Origin of the sequence: Streptococcus sp. 4155, assembly GCF_013276695.1 — a bacterium.
GTDB classification, from domain to species: Bacteria; Bacillota; Bacilli; order Lactobacillales; family Streptococcaceae; genus Streptococcus; species Streptococcus pseudopneumoniae.
In genome coordinates this window covers 1-22,912 of the sequence record NZ_VMLM01000030.1, presented here as the reverse complement: position 1 = coordinate 22,912, position 22,912 = coordinate 1, and the positions used below count along the sequence as shown (strand labels likewise).

Here is a 22,912-nt window from a genome sequence, read left to right as displayed (position 1 = left end):
TTTACCATAGATTTTGAGCTTTCAACACATATTACTAAGCCAAAAATGCTCTAAATTTTTGAAATTCTAACAAATTCCACTCAACTTTATCATCATATTTGACTTTCACAATATCTTTCTCAAAATAACATGGAATAAAGATAGTTTTCTTTTGAAACGGGTTCAGAAGTAACCGTATCAAGTGCTAATAATGCTTGAGTTAATTTACAAGAACCTACTCCAGTGAAATGATCCTATCACATTGCCGTGCTTGCTCCATGTTATGCGTAACAATCAAAATTGTTTTACCAAATTGATCTCTCAAAGTTCGAATCAAATCGAATGCTTTTTGAGACATTTCAGGATCTAACGATCCGGTTGGTTCATCTGCTAGGACAATATCTCCGGGCTTTAAAATAGCTCTCACAATCGCAATTCTCTGCTGTTCACCTCCCGATAATTCATTGACTTTACTATTTAACCGATTTTGTAGACCAACAAATTCTAGCGTTTCCTTGATTCTCTGCTCTTTCTCCTGTCTAGAGAAATTCGAAAAAGTCATGGCAAGCATCAGGTTATCTTTCACACTAGATGTAGAAATGAGTGCATTGGATTGAAAAAGATAGTTGATGACATTCCTTCGATAATGAACTGCTGATTGCGAATTTACCTTAGGCAAAACTTTTCCGTTGATTAGGATTTTACCACTGTCAACAGTATCCAATAGTCCAATCATATTGAGGATAGTCGATTTTCCAGAACCAGAAGGTCCTACTAAAGCTACAAATTCATTTTCCTCAATATCAAAGCTTAAGTCTTTGAAAATTTCTCTTGAACCAAATTGTTTTGATACATTTTGTACTGAAATTCTAGACATGAGATTACTCCTTAAATGATTGTATGATACTCTCTCCTTCTTTACGGAACAAACTGAAGTAAAGAAGCATTATCTGAAAAGCAAATGTAGCTAGTGTCATGACTATTCCCAACTTAGAACCCACCAAGATAGAAACGATTAGTTCCATCACAGAAAAACTAATAATGAGAGAAACCACACCAATATATCTTTTCCATGGTGAGAATCCCATAAAGTATTGAACATACAATTTTTCTTCAAATAACAAGCGGTACATTAAGACAAAACTCCAGAAAATAGCCATCATCGTAATGATGATAATCGCTATAATCGTGCCGAAAAGATAAAATGTATAACTCAGATCTTTTTGAAGACCATTGATAAAGTTCTTGACAGTTGTAAAACTCAACCGATTATCCGTTAAATCTGGAAATTCTGTTTCTAAAACGGACACTACCTGTTCCATTGTTTCCCTATCACGAATCTTCAAAAGACCATTATAGCCGCTGACAACTAAGTTTGCCGACTCCATGAAATATAGATTCTCTGGTGTTGAGACAAAAATAACTGGATTCTCACTAGTTGTACCATAAGAAATGGAATCTGACCAAGTAAATATTGGTCGAGACGGTTGGTAAACCTTGAACATAAATTTCGGATTTTCTGTGAAATTAGTTTGTAAATCTCCCGGTTTTACAGTGACACTTTCCTGTAAATAAGCCTTCATCGCCTCAAGTTCTTCTGTATTGAGCGTGTTAGGTAGAAGATAAAGTCGAGTACCATTCCTCATCTCTAGCAACTCCTCATCACTTAGGGGAATACCTAACTCTTGCAGGTAATTATAGGAGAATTTCAAATACCAAAATGGTTTTTTAGGGACATGTTGGTATGTCCCATAGACTGCATCAAGGTACTCCTGATTAAGAAATTTTCCTTGGGCAATATAGACACCTGGAAGCTCAGATATACGCTGGTAAAAGTTATACATACTACGCTCAAGGGAATTTGTAGTTCCTGCATATGTACCTACATCATCTCCCTCAACAAAGCTGGAGATAACGTACATATCTTCAACATTTTTCCACTCCCTAGATACTTTCATATTATCAATAAACTGATTCGTTGGAGCATCTAAAGAGTAACTGACTGCGATTAACAAACCAGCTACCAAGGTATAGAATAACAAGCAGGTTACCATTAAAGGCTTCATTGGTAATCGTTTATGAATTGCGGCTAATGGAGAAACCGAATAAACAATAATCGTTGGAATAATGAATATCAATAGTAGCAACAAGACTGAGAGGCTGACTCCAGCAAAAACTAGAATAAACGATGATAAACCAAAACTAGACCAGCCTGACAACAACCAACTACATAAAGAGATAATTGGAATAATGTAGATTGAAAATAGTAGAGAATTTTTGAAAAAAGCAGACCATAATTCTTTTCTATCCCATCCTAAAAGAATCAATGTTCCGAAATGTTTAAAGGATTGAAGAACACAGATTAAGAATAGAATCAGTAAAATGAAGGCATTTACTAAGATGCTGATAGCAAGTATTATTCCCCAAATTCCCTGATCAGTACTACTTCCAAAACTTTCTTTTGTCAAATCCTCAACAGAAATACCTGACATCTTTGAAAGATGCAACAGAAAGTTATCTCTTGAGACAGCATCGTGGAGACCATTGATATGGTATATCCCATTGATCGTATTAGTGTTTTGAAAAGTATAATCTAATCGTTCAATGACTACAGGTGTGCTAAATAATAAATCTGGAAGCTCGTAAAGCATATTATTTGAGCCTTTGTCAAGTCCAATAGTCATACTATTATCACTATGAAATAATAAATCTGCAAATTGTTGTTGTGAGACTACTATTTTACCCGTACTTTCAAAATCTGAAAAACCAGCAGAGCTGCCAAGGATGTCTATATAAATCCTATTTAGACCTTCTCCTGTATCACTACTTTCAGAACGTTTTGTCCATATGGACAAGTCACTCTGTTCTAAAAAATAATTAAATACATCTTGTGATTGCTCTTCTGTTAACTTCTGAAGATAAACTGTTACAGTTTCGGAATGATGATTATAACTCTGCCATGACTGTTGATACTGTAAACCTGCTAAAAAAATTGCCACCAGAGCAAGTAAGACACTCTGGATGGCAATCAAAAACAGGATTAAGTATTTCATTTTACCTAATAACATGTTTTTGTATGTCATAGGTACTTACCTACAATTCCAGTAACATTCAGCTGTAGCAGTTCCGATGAATTTAGAAACACGTGCTTCTACTCCAGGTGATTGCCAGCCTGAGAATGCCCCGTTAGCAGTTGCTGAGTGTTCGTAAACACTAGACTGAACATTTGAATAGCTCCAAAGGCCAGCAGTACGACCATAATCCCAATAAACTGCAGTACCTTTATACCAAACTGTTGCAGCTGAAACAATCGAACCACCTGCACCAGCTAAAGTCAGTGCAAGTAAAGATGTTGTAATTATTTTTTTTATGCTTTTCTTCATCGTAAAGCCCTCATTTCTTTCACTTAAAATCTAACAATAACAATGACTGCATTTAGAAATATCAACAAATCATACCCTAGTACATCGGAATCCCTTCTTTCTAATTAAAAATTAGATAAAACAGAAATACCATATAGTTAATTAGTATTTTCATCATTTAATCAACTAATCAGCCTTCCCAACATCAAGACCATTGGACTCCTTTTGTGATTGCACTCGAATCTCCAATTGTTTATTCTTCTGAATAAACTGTTGGTAAGGAATTGTATTACTAAACATAAAAACACCTAGTAATGCAAATGTAACTAATTTTTTAATTCCACGTTTTTTTCTCATGCAATGAAACCCCTTTCTTTTTTATTCTAACAGATATATTTTATTTAGTCAAGTGTTTTTATTATATTTTGAACTTTTTTTATTATTACTATAGAGAATTATTTATTCCTTTAACTTGCTATTTTGAACTAAAAATTTTATAATGAAATTAAGCAAATAGGAAGGATTATTATCTTTAATGAATACACTCGCAGAGAAATTCAGATTGAAAAGAAAAGAGTTGAGACTCTCCCAACAAACTCTTGCAGAAGGAATTTGTGAACAAAGCCAGATTAGTAAAATTGAAAGAGGTCATTTTATTCCCTCCGCAGACTTGTTATTCAAACTCTCTCAACGACTTGAAGTCCCTTTGGATTACTTTTTCAATGAACAAATCGAAGTTAAGTCTAACCTCTCTAATTTCAAACATCTATCTGCTCGCCTATTAGATGACAGAAATTATGACGATTTAGAATATCTTTATAAAATAGAGGTAGAACGAAGCACTTTTCTAACATTAGAAGACCGAACTTACCTTGAATGGATTAAATCTATAATTGACTTCTATCAATATGACAGTAAGTGTGAGGCAATTTCGTCATTGGAAAATATATTATTAAAAGTCTCTTCAAATACTCTGATTTATTTAAAGGCCTTGAATACTCTATCTAATTTCTATTCCTTAGTGGGTCGTGAACAAGAATATGAGGCAAACTACTCTCATTTGATGGAGTTATATCAGACAAAAAATTTTGAGCATCAAGAGTTTTTATTTGGCTACATCAGAGTTCGTTACAATTACGCTCACTACCTAGTATCAAAGGAAAAATATAATGAAGCCATCCAAGAAGCTCTTAAGACGATTGAACTCTGTAAACAAAGACAGACAAGCTACCAACTGGCTCCTCTACTTATTCTTGTAGGAAATGCTGGAGCCAAATTTCTAGACAAAGAACAAGTCAAAAATTATTATATAGAAGCAAAAGAGTTATGTAAGATTTATAACAATGCTTTAATGTTGATGAAGATAGAAAATTATTTGAAAGAATTAGATACTGTTTAGTTAATCTTGATATTGGAGTGTTACTGAAACATTAAATAGCCTGTAAGGCTGATAGTTAGATTAATACTATCAGCCTTATGATTATGTGACTATTAGTTCGTCTCGCTCCGTTAGGTGCGAGACAAAAAAACCACCCGCTATGCGGGTGCAGTTCATTCAACACCTGATAGTATGCGTTTTTTAGGGTTTTAAAGACTGATTGCTCAGTCTCTTTTTCATTATAATTCAGTTATAATTTAATCTTATTTGAAAAAGTGGGTGATGCTTTTCTTTAACAAGACTATGATGATAGTACTTCCAAAAGTTATAGATCCCATGTTATCTTTCAAGTATCAGTGTTCTAAATTCGCTATATCTTGTTAGGGGTTGGGTAGAATCATTGATAACAGACTGTTGCAAATCTAGTTAGCTGCATGATTTATATTTATCTATTTTTCTAGTAACCAATCTATGATATTTTTCTTCTCAATACCATTGTAATTTGCTGTTGGCTGAATCGTATCCATTGTTAATAGATATTTTGGGAATTGATCTTTAATGGCTTCTAGTGGTCTAAGTTCTCTTTCTAGTGTTTCTGGAGCAAGTGTTGTTTCACTGACCTGATAATAAGCGTAGTGGCCAAGATCAGTTACAACAACAAAATCAACCTCATACTTATCTAAATTACCAACATATACTTGTGAATATCTACGCCTCAATTCCAAATATACCATATTTTCCAAGATATGCCCAATGTCTTCTTTGTGGTCTGGTAATAAGAGATGTCGTAAACCTAAATCAACGGGATAATATTTTTCTAAGCGTTGCAATAATGCTCGACCTTTTACATCAAAACGTGGAACAGAATAAAAAAGTAAACTGTCTGTCAAAGTTGTCAAATAATTTTCCAAAGTATTATGGGATATTGAAACATTTTGTCTGACTAGGGTATTGCGAATCTTATTTGTTGATATTAAGCTACCTGTACTACTGAGAAGGGTTCGGACAATGCGCTCAATAATAGTAGGATTTGGATTTCCCAATCTAGTGACAATATCATTTAACAGTATGGAGTTATATATTCCTCTGAGATAGTCAATTTTTTCAGCGTAAGATGATGTTTGCAATAAGTAAGGGAAAGCACTAAAGAGATAATTGTTAAAAATTTCTGTTGTATTCAGATTCTCTGAGAGAGATTGACCTGATAGGTATTCTTCAAATGACAAAGGAAGAACCTCTATCTCAACATACCGACCAGTCAAGTTTGTAGCTAATTGGCTGCTCATAAAGTAGGCGTTGGATCCAGTCAAATAGAGGTCAACATTTGGCAAGATGAATAGGCTATCTGCTACCAATTCAAATTTTTCAACATGTTGAATTTCATCTAAAAAGATATAGTATGTTTTCTCTCCAACTAACTGCTCTTTTATATACGTATATAATGTTTGAAAGTGTCGCAGGTCATAATAACTCAGATCTTCAAAATTGATAGATATAATCTGATCATCGTCTACCCCAGTTGCTAGTAACTCCTCTTTATAGAGTTGAAAGAGAACAGATTTACCAGCTCGTCTCACTCCGCTCACAACTTTGATGATTTGTCGGTCACGATGTCTTCTTAAAAAATCTAAATAATGTGGTCTTTTAATATAGTTCATAATAGATACCTCAAAGATAGTATAACACAAATAGAAATTATTTTCAAATATTTAGAAATAAAATATAATTTGTTTGATTGTTTCTAAGTATTTAGAAATATAGTAAAATGAACCAAAAATAGTACACAATGTGGTATAATCTTTTATGGCATATTCAATAGATTTTCGTAAAAAAGTTCTCTCTTATTGTGAGCGAACAGGTAGTATAACAGAAGCATCACACGTTTTCCAAATCTCACGTAATACCATTTATGGCTGGTTAAAGCTAAAAGAGAAAACAGGAGAGCTAAACCACCAAGTAAAAGGAACAAAACCAAGAAAGGTTGATAGAGATAGACTTAAAAACTATCTTACTGACAATCCAGACGCTTATTTGACTGAAATAGCTTCTGAATTTGGCTGTCATCCAACTACCATCCACTATGCGCTCAAAGCTATGGGCTACACTCGAAAAAAAGAACCACACCTACTATGAACAAGACCCAGAAAAAGTAGCCTTATTTCTTAAAAATTTTAATAGTTTAAAGCACCTAGCACCTGTTTAGATTGATGAAACAGGATTCGATACTTATTTTTATCGAGAATATGGTCGCTCATTAAAAGGTCAGTTAATAAGAGGTAAAGTATCTGGAAGAAGATATCAGAGGATTTCTTTGGTTGCAGGTCTAACAAATGGTGAATTAATCGCTCCAATGACTTACGAAGAGACGATGACGAGTGACTTTTTTGAAGCTTGGTTTCAGAAATTTCTCTTACCAACATTAACCACACCATCGGTTATTATTATGGATAATGCAAGATTCCATAGAATGGGGAAGCTAGAACTTTTATGCGAAGAGTTTGGGCATAAACTTTTACCTCTTCCTCCCTACTCACCTGAGTACAATCCTATTGAGAAAACATGGGCTCTTTTGTCCTGCTCTTGTTTCAATTGACTATAAATCGCTATAAGAAAAAATCATTTTATTGGTATAAAGAAGTGATTGAAAGTAATGGCGAAACGTTAGATAATTAGTTCATAAAAAAACAAGTTTAGATCCTCATCTAAACTTGTTTTTTAAAAATTGAAGGATGATTTTGGAGGATATGAGATGACATTGATTATTCATGTATATTATAAGGGTGATGGAGATAGTGAAATAAAGTTTGCAAGAGAAATGCTTGATAGTGGCCTTGTTGAAGAAATTAGAAATCAAAAAGGTAACTTGAAATACGAATATTTTTTACCAATTGAAAAAGAGTGAACTATTCTCCTTATTGATCAGTGGACAAATCAAGAAGCTTTAGATAAACATCATCAATCAAAGACAATGCAGAAAATCTTAGATTTAAGAAAAAAATATCACTTGCAGATGCAAGTTGAACGTTATATAGAAGATGATTCTGGGATACCAGAAAGCGATAAGTCGTTTATAGACATGGGGGATTAGAATTATTGTGAGAGTTTTTGTAGTTTGAAAGTATTGCAAATCGTAAAGATATCATTACGAGAATACAAGAAGATATTGTTCTATTTCCATTTGAAATTACTTCTTTCCTTAACAATAAGGAAAAAGAATGCGTTTTAATCTTTTGGTTTGAGGTTTATAATAAGAGTATCAAAGTCAGGAGGAAAAAAGATGACTACTTTTAAAGATGGATTTTTATGGGGTGGTGCTGTTGCTGCTCATCAACTTGAAGGCGGATGGCAAGAAGGTGGCAAGGGAATTAGTGTTGCTGATGTTATGACTGCTGGTCGCCATGGAGTAGCTCGTGAAATTACTTCGGGAGTTTTAGAGGGTAAATATTATCCAAATCATGAGGCGATAGATTTTTATCATCGTTATAAAGAAGACATAGCACTTTTTGCTGAAATGGGATTCAAGTGCTTCCGTACTTCTATTGCATGGACACGTATCTTTCCAAAAGGTGATGAGTTAGAGCCGAATGAAGAAGGATTACAGTTTTATGATAATCTTTTTGATGAATGCTTAAAGAATGGTATTGAACCTGTCATCACTCTATCTCATTTTGAAATGCCTTATCACTTAGTGACCGAATATGGTGGTTGGAAAAATAGGAAATTGATTGATTTCTTTGCTCGTTTTGCAGAAGTCGTATTTAAACGTTACAAAGATAAGGTTAAATATTGGATGACTTTCAATGAAATCAATAATCAAGCGAATTATCAGGAAGATTTTGCACCATTTACTAACTCAGGTATTGTATATGAGGAAGGTGATAATAGAGAAGCAATTATGTATCAAGCAGCACATTACGAATTAGTTGCTTCTGCACGAGCTGTAAAAATTGGTCATGAAATTAATCCAGATTTTCAAATAGGTTGTATGATTGCGATGTGTCCAATTTATCCAGCTACTTGCAATCCTAAGGATATCTTAATGGCAATGAAAGCTATGCAGAAGCGTTATTATTTTGCTGATGTGCATGTTTTAGGTAAATATCCTGAACATATTTTCAAGTATTGGGAACGAAAAGGTATTTCAGTTGATTTTACTGCCCAGGATAAAGAAGATTTACTTGGTGGGACTGTAGATTACATTGGCTTCAGTTACTATATGTCCTTTGCTATCGACTCTCATCGTGAAAATAATCCTTATTTTGATTATCTTGAAACAGAGGATTTAGTAAAAAATAATTATGTTAAGGCTTCTGAATGGGAGTGGCAAATTGATCCAGAAGGTTTGCGTTATGCGTTAAATTGGTTTACAGACCACTATCACTTACCACTCTTTATTGTTGAAAATGGTTTTGGAGCTATAGATCAAGTTGCAGCAGATGGTATGGTACATGATGATTATAGAATTGAATATCTAGGTGCCCATATTCGTGAAATGAAAAAAGCTGTAGTTGAAGATGGTGTTGATTTAATGGGATATACTCCATGGGGATGTATTGATTTGGTTTCGGCTGGTACCGGTGAAATGAGGAAACGTTATGGATTTATTTATGTAGATAAAGATGATAATGGTCAGGGAAGTTATAATCGTTCCCCGAAAAAATCTTTTGGCTGGTATAAGGAAGTTATTTCATCTAACGGCGAATCAGTAGAATAGTGTAAACAAACTGAGGTTATTCTCAGTTTGTTTAGCATATTGGGGTGACATATGATTGGAAGTATTGCAGCAATTTTAACAACATTTGCATTTTTACCACAAGTTTTTCGTGTAGTTAAGACAAAGGATACGGAATCTATTGCTCTAGGCATGTATGTTATGCAAGTTATTGGTATTGCATTGTGGCTTGCTCATGGTATTCGTATAGGTGATTTACCTTTGATTTTAGCAAATAGTGTTTCATTTCTATTTTCAGGAATAATTTTATTTTATAAATTGAAGTATAAATAATTTTTTTCCATATCATTTAGGAAAATGAGGGAATTGTCATTGAAAACGCTTTATCTTATAATGAGATTAGATAACAAATAAGCCAACTTAGCACAGCTTTGATTGGATTTAAGAAAAGGAGAAAATATTATGGCAAAAGCTTTAATTATTTGTGCAGCAGGAATGTCTTCATCACTTATGGCACAGAAAACAACAGAGTTTCTAAAAGGAAAAGGGAAAGATATTGTAGTTGATGCTGTTAGTGCTACTGAAGGAGGGAAAGCTATCGCAGCAGCAGATTTTGATTTATATCTCGTCAGCCCTCAAACAAAAATGTACTTTAAGCAATTTGAAGAGGCTGGTTCTAAAGCAGGAAAACCAGTTGTACAAATACCTCCTCAAGCATATATTCCTATTCCAATGGGTATTGAAAAAATGGCCAATTTGATTCTTGAGAATATTTAATAAACATATAAAATGCCATTAAATATTTAAGTTAAGCTAAATTGTTTTGAGTTTGATATAAACTGATTTAAGTGTATAATATGCTTTAATATATGAAAACCTACGTTTTAGGAGGGAATAAATGTGTTAAACATTAAGGAGAAAGATATCCTTCAATTTTTAATAAAAAATAAGGAGCGTTTTGTTACAAGCAAAGAACTGGCAGAATATTTATCCTGTTCAGATAGAACTGTTCGTAATGCACTGAAACTAATTGAGAAGACCATGATAATTCAAGGCGTCCAGTTGATTTCAAAACAAGGTCAAGGGTATCAAATATTTTTTGAAAATCAAGGCGCTTACCAGGAGTTTAGACAAACTTATGAACTGGAAGAAGACTATACGAAAACTGCGGTTTCAAAAGGTGATGATCGTTTAGTATTTATCTTAAATAAATTATTATTTGAGCAAGTTCCAGTTCTTTTTGATGATTTAGCTGATGAACTTTACGTTAGTCGTTCAACATTATCTCATGATTTCAAAAAGATACGAGTGATGTTATCAGAGTATAATTTGTCTATTGAGAGTAGGGCGAATAAAGGAGTTTATGTCTCAGGCGAGGAACGTGATAAACGACGTTTTATCATGCATTATTTCCTAGAGAATCAATTTTTTAAAACATTACATTGTTATGTGAAATTTAACTTTTTTGATCAAACTGTACCATTAGAAGAATTTGCTAGAATTGTTTTGGATGAATGCCAAGAAGCCAACCTAAAACTATCTGATTTTGTACTACAGAACTTAGTAGTTCACATAGCATTGTCTATGATTCGTTTAAAATCCGGATTTGAAATAAAAAATATAGACTGTCAGATGACTGATGATGCAATAGAGAGAAAGGTTGCTCAAAGAATTCTTTCTAAAGTAAGTGAAGTAACAAATCAGGAATTTCCAGTTCAGGAAATAGACTACATTACTTTGCATTTGTTAGCTAAGAGTCAACAATGTCAAAAAAATCAGAAGAATATTTCTGAAGAAGTTTTAAAAAAATCTTTATTTAAAACATTTCAGGATTTAGGATTAGATGATACGTATAACTTTTCTTCAGATTTCCAACTAATTGAAGGATTGATAACTCATCTAATGACACTACAAGTACGTTTAGAAAGCCGGATTACCTTAAATAACCCTTTGGTAGATGAAATTAAACAGAATTATAGTGATATATTCTTTATGACTAGAGAAATTCTTGCAAATATGGACAAGTTCTTGGAGTGGACAATATCAGATGATGAAGTAGCATATGTAAGTCTTCACTTTTTAGCTGCTATGGAACGTAGCAAAGAGAGTACTAAGTTTAATATTCTTGCTATTTGTGCAACAGGATTTGGTGCAGCCCAAATGTTAAGAAATCGTTTGGAAACGGAGTTTGGGAAGCGAGTAGAAGTTGTTGATGTAATAGGCTACTATGAATTGAATCAAGAAAAACTTAAAGGAATAGATTTTATAGTGTCAGCTGTTGATTTATCAAATCTATATTTTCAAATCCCAGTTTTTAAAGTTAGTGTGTTTCTTAAAAGTGATGAGATGGAAATGATTAGAAAAGCTATGGATCAGATGCAAGTTTCTAGTTATGTACAATCATCAAAGATTAACAAATTTGAAAACAACGGCTTTAGACAGTATTTTAGTAAAGAAAATTTTTTAATATGTACTGAATCAGACAAGGTAAATTTACTTGAAAAGATGGTTGAGGGTTTATCTGTTGGTGAATCAAATGAGTTTGAACAATCTTTACTTTATGGAATTAAACAGCGCGAAGAATTAAGTTCAGTTGTTTTTTCTGAAAAAATTGCAGTTCCGCATCCTATTCAGCCCTTTGGTACAGAGGGAAAGGTTTCGGTTGCAATTTGTAAAGATTCGCTACTCTGGGATAATCAAAGTTCACATGTCCAGCTAGTATTTCTTCTATCTCCATCAATATATGGGAACGAAGGTTTGGCAACTGTGACTAAAAAGATAGTCTCTCTGACAGAGAATGATGAATTGCAAAATCAGCTAATATCTTGCAATAACTTTGAAGATTTTATTAACATATTTGAGAAGATAAAATAGGAGGTTCATATGAATCAAGAGGAACTGCAGGTTGCAGCATTTGAAATTATCCTGCATTCGGGAAATGCAAGGTCAGAAATACATGAAGCATTTGCAAAAATGAGAGAAGGTAGTTTTGATGATGCAGAAAGTAAATTAAATCAATCAAATGAGATAATTCTTGAAGCGCATCATGCACAAACCAAACTCTTGCAAGAATACGCAAGTGGAGTGGAAATTAAAATTGAAATTATCATGGTACATGCTCAAGATCATTTAATGACCACTATGACATTATTAGAAGTAGCAAAGGAAATGTTAGCTCTTTATAAGAAAGTTAACTAAATATAAGGAGGGAATGATATGGATAGAAAAGAACGACAAAAAATTGAACAACAACGTCGAGAGATGGCTCTAACTAATACTTTTTTTAATCGATATCTTCTTCTACGTTATTCAATAGCACTCTTCTTTTTTGGGAATATTTATTGGCTTTTGAATCAGTTTATTAGTCCCTCGCCTATTATTATTTTCCCCATTATGCTCATAGTATTTTCTATTTTAGCAACTATTGAACAATTTAAACTCTATGGAAATAGGAAAGAAAAGCTGGGAATAACACTAATGTTTGTTAGAATACAAATGCTTATTTCAATAGGATTACTTGTTTTAACTTGGACAAGTTGGTTTACGAATCTTTTTCCGATTTTTGAAAATAACCAAGTAGCACGTTTATTTGTTTTTGTAGTTCTTCTATTAGGTTTAGTTCTGAGTTTGTTAGACATTAGAAGAATTAAAAAAATTTATAAACGAACAGATAAGGCTTATCAACAATTTGTCCAATTGGAAAAGAACTCACTTCGTTTATAATCCTGATCTAGTATCATTTGTATTTGAAACTAGTCTTCAAAAAGTAAAAATTATTATGTTTTATTAAGGAGGTCTATTTATGGATCAACAAAACGGGTTGTTTGGTTTCCTTGAAAACCATGTTATGGAACCAATGGGCAAACTTGCCCAGTTTAAAGTAGTACGTGCTATCACGGCTGCTGGTATGGCAGCTGTACCATTTACTATTGTAGGATCAATGTTTTTGGTATTCAGTATTTTGCCACAAGCTTTCTCATTTTGGCCAATTGTGGCAGATATTTTCTCTGCTTCATTTGATAAATTCACATCACTTTACATGGTTGCAAACTATGCGACTATGGGTTCTCTATCTCTTTATTTCGTTCTATCACTTGCATATGAATTGACAAAAATTTATGCAGAGGAAGAAGAACTCAATATGAATCCTCTTAATGGTGCCTTGCTTGCCTTGATGGCTTTTGTCATGACAGTACCGCAAATCATTTTTGATGGTGGAATGATGAAGGCTGTGACAAGTCTAAAAGAAGGCGCAGTAATTGCAGATGGATGGGCAATGGGAAATGGAGTCGCACGTTTTGGGACAACAGGGATTTTTACCGCAATCATTATGGCAATTGTGACTGTTCTTATTTATCGTATGTGTGTTAAAAATAATTGGGTTATTAAAATGCCTGAAGCTGTTCCAGAAGGAGTTTCTCGTGGATTTACCGCTTTGATTCCAGGATTTGTTGTTGCATTCGTTGTTATCTTTATCAACGGTCTTCTTGTAGCAATGGGAACAGATATTTTTAAAGTCATTGCAATTCCATTTGGTTTTGTATCCAATCTGACTAATTCATGGATTGGTTTAATGATTATTTATCTGTTGACTCAACTACTTTGGATTGTAGGTATCCACGGTGCGAACATTGTTTTTGCATTTGTTAGTCCAATTGCTCTTGCTAACATGGCTGAAAATGCTGCTGGCGGGCACTTCGCTGTTGCAGGTGAATTTTCTAATATGTTTGTAATTGCAGGTGGTTCTGGTGCAACATTAGGCCTATGTTTATATATTGCTTTTGCCTCTAAATCTGAACAGCTTAAAGCAATAGGACGAGCATCTGTAGTTCCGGCCTTATTTAATATTAATGAACCATTAATTTTTGGATTACCTATTATCTATAATCCAGCCTTGGCTATACCATTTATTTTAGCACCAATGGTTACTGCTACTATTTATTACGTAGCGAATTCTCTAAACTTTATTAAGCCAATTATCGCACAGGTTCCATGGCCAACTCCAGTAGGGATTGGAGCTTTCTTAGGGACAGCAGATCTTCGAGCTGTATTAGTTGCTCTAGTATGTGCATTTGCAGCATTCCTAGTCTATCTTCCATTCATCCGTGTATATGATCAAAAATTGGTGAAAGAGGAGCAAAGTATTTAATAAGTAAAAAAGCATATTCGATGATAAAATCCATATAGTTTAAATAATGAGTGTTAACATTAGCAGTGAAGAGATCTTTTTAAGATATTCTTCTCTGCTTTTTCATTTTATTTTTTTGCTATGTAGGGTATGAAGCAAAATAGAAAGTAGTTTGAATAATTGATAAACAGGGAACTGCTGTTACTTTAAAAAAACAATACAGTAAAGTATGTTATCGTAGAATACGATACAATAGTAAAAAAGCAAAAAGAATGCGTTTTATATTTGGGTTTGAGGCTTATAAAATAGGATAAGCGTGCTGAAAACTTAGATATGACAAACAAAATAAAATTTTTAAAAGCTACATAGAAACATGGTATAATGTATCTAAAGGCATGATTCAAATCAAGAATATGATTCTTAATCTCTGTTGCCCCAGAAAGGTCATTAGAGAGGGAAGCTGTGACAGGGGTGCTAGTATCACTCAACATGATACACACATCTAATTTTGTAGAGCTCACGTCTAAACAGACAAAACATTTCATTAAGGAAGGTCTCCTTTCTATTAGATTTGGAAGTTTTCTTGACTATTGTAAGGTTTCCCAGAAACATCTTGTTCCAACATCCTCGCATAAGAGAATCCTTATCACAGCCTGACAGAGCCGCCTGCATCCTACTAGATGCAGAAGTCAAGCTGTGGAAACAGCTAGTGTGTTGGAAGTTTGAACAAGGCTTGGGTAACAGACTTTTTAATGAAGTCCAAGCAACAAGGAGAAAAACCATGAGTCCATTCCATGACTCTATTGTTCTAGAAAACCTTGCAATAGTCAAGTGATAACAAATAAAACTTGGGATTGAAATATACCCATGATTATATATTACGAGGAGGTGTATTATGACGCAACGTATAAAAATAAATACTAAAGTTTTATTATCATATATTCATAATTCTAATACTCCTATTGAATTAATACGTAAAAAATTGCCTAATATAGATAAGTTTTTATCTGGAGATTTAGAACCAACATTCAATCAATTATCAGTACTTTCGAAACTTATTAATGTTCCTACTGGATTGTTAGTACTCAAAGAAAAAATTATACCTATTAGTTTAGATGTTGATTTTAGAACTTTAAATTCACAACGTATATCTGAAATGAGTTCGGAATTAAAAGCTACAATTCTTGAAATGCAAGAAAAACAAGAGTTTTTGAGAGATGCAGTTGAGGATGAATGTTATTTTGTAGGTATGTTTGATTTTAATAGTAAACTTGAAGAAGTAATAGAGAAAGCACGAACTCTTCTGGGACCTGAGATTACTCAAAATCGTTTTAGATATTACAGAAAAGTGCTAGGTAAATTAGGAATATATATTTTTTTAAATGGTAAGTATAAGGATAACACGCATCGCCCGTTAAATGTTAAAGAATTTAGAGGATTTGTTCTGTCTGATAAAAAGGCGCCTATTATTTTTATCAATCAGTTAGATTCTAAAGCAGGTCAATTATTCACGCTAATACATGAATTTATTCATGTATTGTTTGGTGATAGTGACTTATTAGAACCTGAAGAGGTGGGTAAGCAAAATAAAAAAGAGGCGGTAATAAACTCGATAACAGCCGAAATTTTAGCTCCAAAATCTTTAATTATAGATATGTTTGATGGAGAGAAAACGATAAAAGATAATTTAGAAATTATTGTAAAGAAAACTGAGGTTAGTAAGTTTGTCATTTTAAGGCGTTTATATGATTTTTCCATTATTTCCAAAGATACTTATCAATCTATAAATTTTGAACTAGAGGAAGAATTTAATCAAATACAAAAACATAGAAAACCTTCTAGTGGTGGCAATTATAGTAATAATCTTAGATTCAGAATTGACAACAACTTTTTTAAATATGTGAATAATGCTGTTCAACAAAATAAGATTACATATACAGATGCTTTTAATATTGTTGGAGTAGGTTATAAAGGATATAAGATATTGAGTAAGGGGGAGGGATAGATGTATTTATTAGATTCAAACATATACATAAATTTTTATGATAGATATTATCGTAAAGAATTTTTCCCAACTTTCTGGCTTAAGTTGGGCAGTATTTTAAATTCAAATGTGGTAGTTCCTAGAATAGTGGTTTCAGAGAATTATCAAAATCCATGGTTTAGGGAGTGGTTAGAGGAAAACTACAAAAAAGATTTAATAGATCATAAATCTTATGCTAGAGAGTGGAGTGAAGTAATTCAATACATTCAAGATAGTCCTTTATATAAAGATACTGCTCTTTTATCGGAAAAAGGCTGGGCAAATGAAAGAATTGCTGATCCATGGTTGATTGCTATTGCTAAAAAAGAGAATTATACAATCGTAACTGATGAAATTAAAAATGTCAATCTTAATGATGTGAACCCTAGCAGGAATGCTAAAGTTCCAGATGTATGTGAAAAACTTAATGTTCAATGTATTTCAATGAACCAATTTTTCAAAGAAATTAGCCTATCTATCTGATGTTAATACTAGACTAAAATCAAAAAACATCTTACATTAGTAGTTATTAATCTTACAAACGAAGAAATACAGAAAATTGAAAAACTCCTAAGAGATTCGTCGTAGGCCAAATATCACAAACGTCTACAGATTATATTTTTGTTCAAAAGAGTTATAAGGAAATCATGGATCTGCTAGATTGCAATAAAACAACTGTTTGGAGGAATTTGAAGAAATATAAGGAGGTAGCATATGTCCTTAGATATAGATAAAGAAAAGATGACAATCATGGGAATAGCTTTTGAAAACCGATCCGTTTTTAAGAGTGTTTGGTATGCTTTAAGTACAAATATGATTGAAGGATGGCGACCTACGGTTAGTGATGTTGAAAAATTACGAGATGAAGCTCTTGCTCTGGGGATGACTTAATGAAGCGCAACTGTTATGAGTCTTATGACTATGTTGATCCGGATAATTTATATACCGATCCGGGTTCTTCAGTTCTAAGAAATAAGCAGGAAGGAAAAAAGCACGCGAGCTTGAATATCGTATGATTGCTAGTAAGAGTTTGAAATTATTTATCAATCCTATCTTAGTTAATAGTTTAAAAGTAGTTTGTTTCACAACTGCATAAGCTTAGAAAAGTTGAAAAGTGATAACTCTTTAATAAACTCTTGGTTTGTTAAAAGATATTTTGTCCACTACATTTTTTCAATTGACTATTATTTGTCATAGATATAACAGATAGAACATTGCATTCAGAATAATGAAAAACGCATCAAAAATGGTGCGTTCTGTTTTTATGCTATCATAAAAGGAGGAAAACAAAGTGAAAATTTTTAAGGGAGAGTTTTATCGAATCTCTGTATTAACAGACAAGCTAGTAAGGCTAGAATACTCTCAAACTGGAAGTTTTGAGGATAGAACGACACAACTTATCTATAATAGAGATTTTGGCCAAGTTTCGTTAGATTATATCGAGACATCAAACGTACTAGATATTATGACGGACTATTTTCATCTGCACTTTAATAAAGGAGAATTTAACGCCGAAAATTTATTTATAGAATTAAAAGGAAATTTTGCCGTATATGGTAGTCGCTGGTATTTTGGTGAATCTATTGAAACGTTAAAAGGAACAGCTCGGACTCTGGATGAGGCAGATGGAGCAATCTCGTTAGAAGATGGAATTATTAGCCGAAATGGTATAGCCTTATTGGATGATTCTCAAGGATTTATTTGGGATGAACAGTCTGGTTATATTGAGAGAGAAAATCAAATTGACCTGTATTTCTTTGCCTATGGGCATGATTATAGAGGAGCAATCAGAGACTTTTACCATTTGACTGGTTCAACACCTTTGTTGCCAAGATATGCTTTAGGCAATTGGTGGAGTAGATATTGGCCTTATACGTCGGATGAATACTTGGATTTAATAGACAGATTTGAAACAGAGAACATTCCATTATCTATCGGTGTGTTAGATATGGATTGGCATATCACTGACATTCCAGCTCGTTTTGGAAGTGGCTGGACAGGATATAGTTGGAATAGAAACTTAATACCAAATCCAGAACAGTTATTGCAACAACTTCATGATAGAAAGTTAAAACTCTCCTTAAATGTCCATCCTGCTGATGGTATACGGGCTTATGAAGAAGCTTATCCTCGAGTCGCAAAACGATTGGGGTTAAATGTAGAACTAGAAGAACCTGCTATTTTTGATTTTTTTAATCCATCTTTTAGAGAAGCCTACTTTAAAGATGTTCATTATGAGCTAGAAAAGCAGGGAGTAGATTTTTGGTGGATTGACTGGCAACAAGGGACTCAAGGTATCTTGGATCCACTGTGGCTTTTAAACCATTATCACTATCAGGATAGTTGTAAAAATGCAGAAGGTGGCTTAATTTTATCAAGGTATGCAGGTCCTGGTAGTCACCGCTACCCTGTTGGTTTTTCAGGGGACACTATTATTAGTTGGAATTCCTTAAGATTTCAACCTTATTTTACAGCGACAGCATCAAATATCGGTTATAGTTGGTGGAGCCATGATATCGGTGGGCACATGCTGGGGGATTATGACGAGGAGCTACAAACTAGATGGCTACAGTTTGGTGTTTTTAGTCCGATCACTCGATTACATAGTTCTAGAAGTCCCTTCAATAGTAAAGAACCTTGGTTTTTTTCAGAAACAACATCTAAGATTATGAAGAAATACCTTCGTTTGAGACATCAGATGATTCCATATCTATATACCATGAATGTAAAGACACACGAGGAAGGTGCCCCATTAATTAGCCCAATGTATTATTTCTACCCAGAGAATGATGAGAGTTATAATGTCCCAAACCAATACTTTTTTGGAACAGAACTGATGGTGGCTCCCATTGTAGAAAAGATGGATTTGGCATTCCGATCTGCAAAAGTGGATGTATGGTTCCCTGAAGGTGAATGGTATGACTTCTTTTCAGCGAAAAAGTACACAGGTGGTGTGAAGTTAAGTGTTTATAGAGACATTTCGACTATACCTGTGTTTGCAAAAAGTGGTGCAATCATTCCCTTGGTTGGTTCTGAGATAGATATGGGTGTGGAGTTACCTGAAATTGTAGATTGGTATGTATTCCCAGGCAAACAACATTCCTTTGAAATGATTGAAGATCAAAATGGTCAAAGATATAAAACAAGATTATCAATCGATTGGGAAATGGGAATAGTAGAGTTAGCATTACAAGGAGATTCTAGTATCGTTCCAAGCAATAGAAAACATAGAATTCATTTTAAAGGAACGAATGTGTCTATCATTGAATTGCCAAATAAGAATACTACAGCTAGATTTGAATGGAAAGATAATAAAAGGACATCCCTAAATGACGAAGTTTTTAGACTACTAAAGACAGCTTCTCTTCCATATGAATTAAAAGATAGATTGTTAAATCAATTCATCAATGCGAAAAATTCTCATGAGTTAATGAATATCTTGCATCATCAGGATAAGGAATTGAGAGGGCGTTTGTTGGAAATGATATTTACTAGCCAAAACTAATTGAAATAATTAGAAAGTCATTTGTTTAGTGTATATGAAGATTCTGTATGGTATTCGTTATCACTGGTCACATTGAAAATGTGAAATAAGTAGCTACAACATAGACTTTACAACACTTCATGTTTCATATCATGGGGTGTTTTTCTATTTAAGTCAAAGCCAATCAAAAAATCTCACTATTCATCAGGTTAAAGGAAACCTAATCATAGTGAGATTGTGAATTATAGTAGAGTTTGTATCGCCTCTTCAATTTGTTTTGGGTCTGTTTTTGAAGAAAAGCGTTCAAAGACTTGCCCATCTCGACCGATGAGAAACTTAGCGAAATTCCATTCGATTCGTTTTCCTAGTGGGCCGGATTTCTGGTCTTTTAACCAGACATAGAGAGGGTCTGCTTCCTTACCGTTGACCTTAATCTTGGCAAAACGTGGGAAGGTGGTTTGAAAATGTAGGCTACAGAAGGCGTTGATTTCCTCTGCGCTGCCGGGTGCTTGTCCCATAAACTGATTGCAAGGGAAATCCAATATTTCGAAGCCCTGATCTTGATAGCGTTCATAGAGTTCTTGAAGTCCTTGGTACTGGGGCGTTAAACCACATCCAGTAGCAGTGTTGACAACCAAGAGAACCTTACCACGATAGGTCTCTAGTGGAGTTTCTTGCTTGTCTTGGTTCAAGACTGAAAAATCGTATAGTGAAGTCATTGCTTGCTTTTCTCCTTCTGTTTGGTATTTTTAGGAGTTTTCTCCTCCTGTAGTGATAGAAATCCGTAGGTCAGGGTTCCAAAAATGCTACCGATAATCAGGCTATACATCAGGAAAGGAACACTTTTATCGAATTGCATGAGCAACTTCACAAAATCTGGAAGGGACATCTGCTGAACGAAGACTTTATGAAAGATGAGTAAGGTAAAGAAGCCAATCTGAATACCGATAAACACAATCCAACTTCGGAATTTGATTTGGGCTTTGCTGTAGGTTTTGAGGATGATTTCTGATTTGTCATCCTTTTCAAGATGAAGCTCTTGGACGGCTTTTTGAGCTTTTATACTCATGAACAAAATGAGTCCAAAATAGATGTAGGGCATAACATTTCGAACAATTTCTATAAAGCTTCCGAACAAAATATAGAATAGGAAGAGAATGAAGGAAGAGTAAAAGATTTGGATCATGGAACGGGCGCAAGCCTTGTAGATAACCTCTTGACGGCATTCATCAAAAGGCCCTTGGATATGAAAGAAATTTCGAAGTAGGCGAGTGGTTAAGTCTTCTTTGTTCATGCTAATAACCTCCTAAATGAGCAGTTTTACTGATTTTCTTTTACGAATTGATAGAGATAATAAAGATAAGTGATAGAAGAAAGGCTAGCGATAGTCAGCAGTAAATAATATTTCCAACCGCTTGAGATGAGCATCAGTTGTGGTAAAGATAGAATCATAAAGTACAGTGCTAAGTTGAGTATGCGTGTTTTTTGGGAGTCAATCTTTAGATAAGTTAGCCCTTTGTTAAGTGCTGGAATAAAGACTAGCCCGAGGAATATCTCGCTGATTGGCAAGTTCCCTGAAACGATGATGAAGATGAGCAGGGAACTGAACAAAAGATGATAGGTAAGTAAAGTTACTAGTGATTTCATAAGGCACCTCCTAATCCTGGTCTTTTTTAGCTCTTGCAATACGAAGTGAGTCGACAATATGTATCATCACCCCGAAAAAGAAAGCTCCCAGTATAGTTTTAAAAATATGTTTTGTATTTAGAAGAGAACTGATAAAATTTGGATTTTCACTTGTTAGGGTATCAATGAGTGGAATTATAAAAAATATCACTGTTCCATAAATCGAACCTGCTTTCAGACCAGGATAACGTAACTGTTTCTGTTCTTTTTTCATGAGTTTCCTCCTAATCATTATCCTGATTTTTCTTGGCTTTTGCAATGCGACGGGAGATGATAATTTGTATAATCACTCCGAAGAAGAAAGATTGGAGAATACTTGAAAAAATATTTTTAAAAGTGAGAAGAGACTGAAGATAGTCCTGACTCTCACCTAGCAGTATATGGAGAAGAGGGGTTGAAAAAAACTCATTAATCCATAGAGTAGACCTGCTTTCATACCAGGGTAGTGTAGTTGCTTGCTTTCTTTCTCGCTCAGCATATCTGGATCAATAGCTGTAATCCCTGTTTTTTTGGTTTGGGAGAGCACATAGAGAGCAGAAATCATCGAAATGCCGAATACCACAAGAGGATAGCCGATAGCGACAATTTGTGGGTATTTATAAGCGAGGACAAAGGGGATGAGATTTCCAAATGTCATCAGATAAAAGAGGATGATAAAGACTTGATTGCCGATACGATCAGCCTCGCGTCGTTTGTGTTCATCAAGTGGTCCTGAAATGCCATAAATGCGTTTGATCAGTTTTTCCGTGAAGGTTTCTTTTTTCATAAGTTTGCTCCTTTTTTAAAAATTATCCTCCCAAAAGAGACTGTTGAGGTCAGTTTGGAGGCTGCGGGCGAGATTGAGACAGAGTTCCAGGGTTGGATTGTACTTGTCGTTTTCAATCATATTGATGGTCTGTCTCGAGACACCGATATCCTTGGCGAGTTCGAGCTGGGAAATACCCAATTCCTTGCGAAATTCTTTCACACGATTCATCTGGTCTCCTTTCTGATTTGTGTCGTATATATTTGACTATATTATAGTCTTTTAAATATAAAGTGTCAAGTATTTTTGACATATTTTTTGAAGAAATAGTAGTCTCCTTATCCGATTATCACATTAAAATGAAAGCTCTTCTAGGCATAAGAAAACACCTCTGTGTTATACTTGTTGTTCAACCACAAACACAAGAAAGGCACAGAGATGCAAGAAAATTATAC

General features: G+C 34.0%; 22 protein-coding genes and 5 pseudogenes. 15 read left to right on the top strand and 12 right to left on the bottom strand.

Annotation, left to right across the window (positions count from 1 at the left end; all coding sequences use genetic code 11):
• Positions 1-214 precede the first annotated feature (214 nt).
• From HT715_RS04175 to HT715_RS12245, 4 genes are all read right to left on the bottom strand, one after another.
• On the bottom strand, positions 215-856 hold the full coding sequence (locus HT715_RS04175) for an ATP-binding cassette domain-containing protein (RefSeq protein ID WP_000087002.1): 642 nt from the start codon (positions 854-856) through the stop codon (positions 215-217).
• Positions 857-860: 4 nt separating this feature from the next.
• Positions 861-3,062 (bottom strand): ABC transporter permease, encoded by a 2,202-nt coding sequence (locus HT715_RS04170; RefSeq protein ID WP_138703069.1) that lies wholly within the window; start codon positions 3,060-3,062, stop codon positions 861-863.
• Between the two features lie 6 nt (positions 3,063-3,068).
• Complete coding sequence (locus HT715_RS04165; RefSeq protein WP_000748217.1) at positions 3,069-3,362, bottom strand: hypothetical protein; 294 nt, start codon at positions 3,360-3,362, stop codon at positions 3,069-3,071.
• A 165-nt stretch (positions 3,363-3,527) separates the two neighbouring features.
• Positions 3,528-3,698, bottom strand: coding sequence for a PhrA family quorum-sensing system peptide (locus HT715_RS12245; RefSeq protein WP_001227861.1), 171 nt, complete (start codon positions 3,696-3,698; stop codon positions 3,528-3,530).
• 178 nt (positions 3,699-3,876) lie between these two features.
• Here HT715_RS12245 and HT715_RS04160 point away from each other — a divergent pair, with 178 nt between their 5' ends.
• The gene (locus HT715_RS04160) at positions 3,877-4,740 is read left to right on the top strand and encodes a helix-turn-helix transcriptional regulator (protein ID WP_172922838.1); all 864 of its coding nucleotides are present in this window, start codon (positions 3,877-3,879) and stop codon (positions 4,738-4,740) included.
• 428 nt (positions 4,741-5,168) lie between these two features.
• Here the strand turns inward: HT715_RS04160 and HT715_RS04155 are convergent, their stop codons facing one another.
• The gene (locus HT715_RS04155) at positions 5,169-6,377 is read right to left on the bottom strand and encodes an ATP-binding protein (RefSeq protein ID WP_138707270.1); all 1,209 of its coding nucleotides are present in this window, start codon (positions 6,375-6,377) and stop codon (positions 5,169-5,171) included.
• A 145-nt stretch (positions 6,378-6,522) separates the two neighbouring features.
• Here HT715_RS04155 and HT715_RS04150 point away from each other — a divergent pair.
• The 9 genes and pseudogenes from HT715_RS04150 to celB form a co-directional block, all read left to right on the top strand.
• Positions 6,523-7,276: pseudogene (locus HT715_RS04150) on the top strand (IS630 family transposase); the annotation flags it as partial.
• 192 nt (positions 7,277-7,468) lie between these two features.
• A pseudogene (locus tag HT715_RS04145) lies at positions 7,469-7,807 on the top strand (putative quinol monooxygenase).
• Positions 7,808-7,996: 189 nt separating this feature from the next.
• Entirely contained in the window at positions 7,997-9,433 is a 1,437-nt protein-coding gene (locus HT715_RS04140) for a 6-phospho-beta-glucosidase (protein ID WP_000206480.1), read from the top strand.
• A 51-nt stretch (positions 9,434-9,484) separates the two neighbouring features.
• Complete coding sequence (locus HT715_RS04135) at positions 9,485-9,724, top strand: SemiSWEET transporter (protein WP_000580381.1); 240 nt, start codon at positions 9,485-9,487, stop codon at positions 9,722-9,724.
• Positions 9,725-9,853: 129 nt separating this feature from the next.
• Positions 9,854-10,168, top strand: a complete 315-nt coding sequence (locus HT715_RS04130; RefSeq protein WP_001029639.1) for a PTS cellobiose transporter subunit IIB — start codon at positions 9,854-9,856, stop codon at positions 10,166-10,168.
• A 123-nt stretch (positions 10,169-10,291) separates the two neighbouring features.
• Positions 10,292-12,265 carry a PRD domain-containing protein gene (locus tag HT715_RS04125; RefSeq protein ID WP_172922837.1) on the top strand — a complete coding sequence of 658 codons (1,974 nt, stop codon included), beginning with the start codon at positions 10,292-10,294 and terminating at the stop codon, positions 12,263-12,265.
• 9 nt (positions 12,266-12,274) lie between these two features.
• Entirely contained in the window at positions 12,275-12,589 is a 315-nt protein-coding gene (locus tag HT715_RS04120) for a PTS cellobiose transporter subunit IIA (RefSeq protein WP_001070943.1), read from the top strand.
• Positions 12,590-12,607: 18 nt separating this feature from the next.
• Positions 12,608-13,114, top strand: coding sequence for a hypothetical protein (locus tag HT715_RS04115; protein WP_000375180.1), 507 nt, complete (start codon positions 12,608-12,610; stop codon positions 13,112-13,114).
• A gap of 79 nt (positions 13,115-13,193) precedes the next feature.
• Positions 13,194-14,540, top strand: coding sequence for a PTS cellobiose transporter subunit IIC (celB, locus tag HT715_RS04110; RefSeq protein WP_000372711.1), 1,347 nt, complete (start codon positions 13,194-13,196; stop codon positions 14,538-14,540).
• A 374-nt stretch (positions 14,541-14,914) separates the two neighbouring features.
• Here the strand turns inward: celB and HT715_RS04105 are convergent.
• Positions 14,915-15,064, bottom strand: a pseudogene (locus HT715_RS04105) (IS110 family transposase); the annotation flags it as partial.
• Positions 15,065-15,414: 350 nt separating this feature from the next.
• On the opposite strand from HT715_RS04105, the gene HT715_RS04100 reads away from it, so the two are divergent.
• The 5 genes and pseudogenes from HT715_RS04100 (at position 15,415) to HT715_RS04085 (ending at position 20,047) form a co-directional block, all read left to right on the top strand.
• Complete coding sequence (locus HT715_RS04100) at positions 15,415-16,524, top strand: ImmA/IrrE family metallo-endopeptidase (RefSeq protein ID WP_000194091.1); 1,110 nt, start codon at positions 15,415-15,417, stop codon at positions 16,522-16,524.
• A complete protein-coding gene (locus HT715_RS04095) occupies positions 16,525-17,025 on the top strand; it encodes a DUF4411 family protein (RefSeq protein WP_000281041.1) in 501 nt (166 codons plus the stop codon). It begins immediately after the preceding gene.
• A gap of 45 nt (positions 17,026-17,070) precedes the next feature.
• Positions 17,071-17,249 (top strand): annotated as a pseudogene (locus tag HT715_RS11850) (helix-turn-helix domain-containing protein); the annotation flags it as partial.
• 7 nt (positions 17,250-17,256) lie between these two features.
• Positions 17,257-17,433, top strand: coding sequence for a hypothetical protein (locus HT715_RS04090; RefSeq protein WP_000050748.1), 177 nt, complete (start codon positions 17,257-17,259; stop codon positions 17,431-17,433).
• 400 nt (positions 17,434-17,833) lie between these two features.
• On the top strand, positions 17,834-20,047 hold the full coding sequence (locus HT715_RS04085) for a TIM-barrel domain-containing protein (protein WP_138700076.1): 2,214 nt from the start codon (positions 17,834-17,836) through the stop codon (positions 20,045-20,047).
• Positions 20,048-20,268: 221 nt separating this feature from the next.
• Here the strand turns inward: HT715_RS04085 and HT715_RS04080 are convergent, their stop codons facing one another.
• The 6 genes and pseudogenes from HT715_RS04080 to HT715_RS04055 form a co-directional block, all read right to left on the bottom strand.
• Positions 20,269-20,745 (bottom strand): glutathione peroxidase, encoded by a 477-nt coding sequence (locus HT715_RS04080; protein WP_138700078.1) that lies wholly within the window; start codon positions 20,743-20,745, stop codon positions 20,269-20,271.
• On the bottom strand, positions 20,742-21,320 hold the full coding sequence (locus tag HT715_RS04075) for a DUF3278 domain-containing protein (protein ID WP_094888905.1): 579 nt from the start codon (positions 21,318-21,320) through the stop codon (positions 20,742-20,744). The genes HT715_RS04080 and HT715_RS04075 overlap by 4 nt, the downstream gene beginning before the upstream one ends.
• Before the next feature lie 26 nt (positions 21,321-21,346).
• Complete coding sequence (locus HT715_RS04070) at positions 21,347-21,673, bottom strand: hypothetical protein (RefSeq protein WP_138707096.1); 327 nt, start codon at positions 21,671-21,673, stop codon at positions 21,347-21,349.
• Positions 21,674-21,683: 10 nt separating this feature from the next.
• Positions 21,684-21,926, bottom strand: a complete 243-nt coding sequence (locus HT715_RS04065; RefSeq protein ID WP_000712156.1) for a hypothetical protein — start codon at positions 21,924-21,926, stop codon at positions 21,684-21,686.
• Positions 21,927-21,936: 10 nt separating this feature from the next.
• Positions 21,937-22,478: pseudogene (locus HT715_RS04060) on the bottom strand (DUF3278 domain-containing protein).
• 15 nt (positions 22,479-22,493) lie between these two features.
• The gene (locus tag HT715_RS04055) at positions 22,494-22,688 is read right to left on the bottom strand and encodes a helix-turn-helix transcriptional regulator (RefSeq protein ID WP_001082471.1); all 195 of its coding nucleotides are present in this window, start codon (positions 22,686-22,688) and stop codon (positions 22,494-22,496) included.
• Between the last annotated feature and the right edge of the window lie 224 nt (positions 22,689-22,912).

Coding starts and splice junctions, on each gene's coding strand:
- HT715_RS04175 (WP_000087002.1), bottom strand. CDS start 856: ATGTCTAGAATTTCAGTACAAAATGTATCAAAACAATTTGGTTCAAGA.
- HT715_RS04170 (WP_138703069.1), bottom strand. CDS start 3,062: ATGACATACAAAAACATGTTATTAGGTAAAATGAAATACTTAATCCTG.
- HT715_RS04165 (WP_000748217.1), bottom strand. CDS start 3,362: ATGAAGAAAAGCATAAAAAAAATAATTACAACATCTTTACTTGCACTG.
- HT715_RS12245 (WP_001227861.1), bottom strand. CDS start 3,698: ATGAGAAAAAAACGTGGAATTAAAAAATTAGTTACATTTGCATTACTA.
- HT715_RS04160 (WP_172922838.1), top strand. CDS start 3,877: ATGAATACACTCGCAGAGAAATTCAGATTGAAAAGAAAAGAGTTGAGA.
- HT715_RS04155 (WP_138707270.1), bottom strand. CDS start 6,377: ATGAACTATATTAAAAGACCACATTATTTAGATTTTTTAAGAAGACAT.
- HT715_RS04140 (WP_000206480.1), top strand. CDS start 7,997: ATGACTACTTTTAAAGATGGATTTTTATGGGGTGGTGCTGTTGCTGCT.
- HT715_RS04135 (WP_000580381.1), top strand. CDS start 9,485: ATGATTGGAAGTATTGCAGCAATTTTAACAACATTTGCATTTTTACCA.
- HT715_RS04130 (WP_001029639.1), top strand. CDS start 9,854: ATGGCAAAAGCTTTAATTATTTGTGCAGCAGGAATGTCTTCATCACTT.
- HT715_RS04120 (WP_001070943.1), top strand. CDS start 12,275: ATGAATCAAGAGGAACTGCAGGTTGCAGCATTTGAAATTATCCTGCAT.
- HT715_RS04115 (WP_000375180.1), top strand. CDS start 12,608: ATGGATAGAAAAGAACGACAAAAAATTGAACAACAACGTCGAGAGATG.
- celB (WP_000372711.1), top strand. CDS start 13,194: ATGGATCAACAAAACGGGTTGTTTGGTTTCCTTGAAAACCATGTTATG.
- HT715_RS04100 (WP_000194091.1), top strand. CDS start 15,415: ATGACGCAACGTATAAAAATAAATACTAAAGTTTTATTATCATATATT.
- HT715_RS04095 (WP_000281041.1), top strand. CDS start 16,525: ATGTATTTATTAGATTCAAACATATACATAAATTTTTATGATAGATAT.
- HT715_RS04090 (WP_000050748.1), top strand. CDS start 17,257: ATGTCCTTAGATATAGATAAAGAAAAGATGACAATCATGGGAATAGCT.
- HT715_RS04080 (WP_138700078.1), bottom strand. CDS start 20,745: ATGACTTCACTATACGATTTTTCAGTCTTGAACCAAGACAAGCAAGAA.
- HT715_RS04075 (WP_094888905.1), bottom strand. CDS start 21,320: ATGAACAAAGAAGACTTAACCACTCGCCTACTTCGAAATTTCTTTCAT.
- HT715_RS04070 (WP_138707096.1), bottom strand. CDS start 21,673: ATGAAATCACTAGTAACTTTACTTACCTATCATCTTTTGTTCAGTTCC.
- HT715_RS04065 (WP_000712156.1), bottom strand. CDS start 21,926: ATGAAAAAAGAACAGAAACAGTTACGTTATCCTGGTCTGAAAGCAGGT.
- HT715_RS04055 (WP_001082471.1), bottom strand. CDS start 22,688: ATGAATCGTGTGAAAGAATTTCGCAAGGAATTGGGTATTTCCCAGCTC.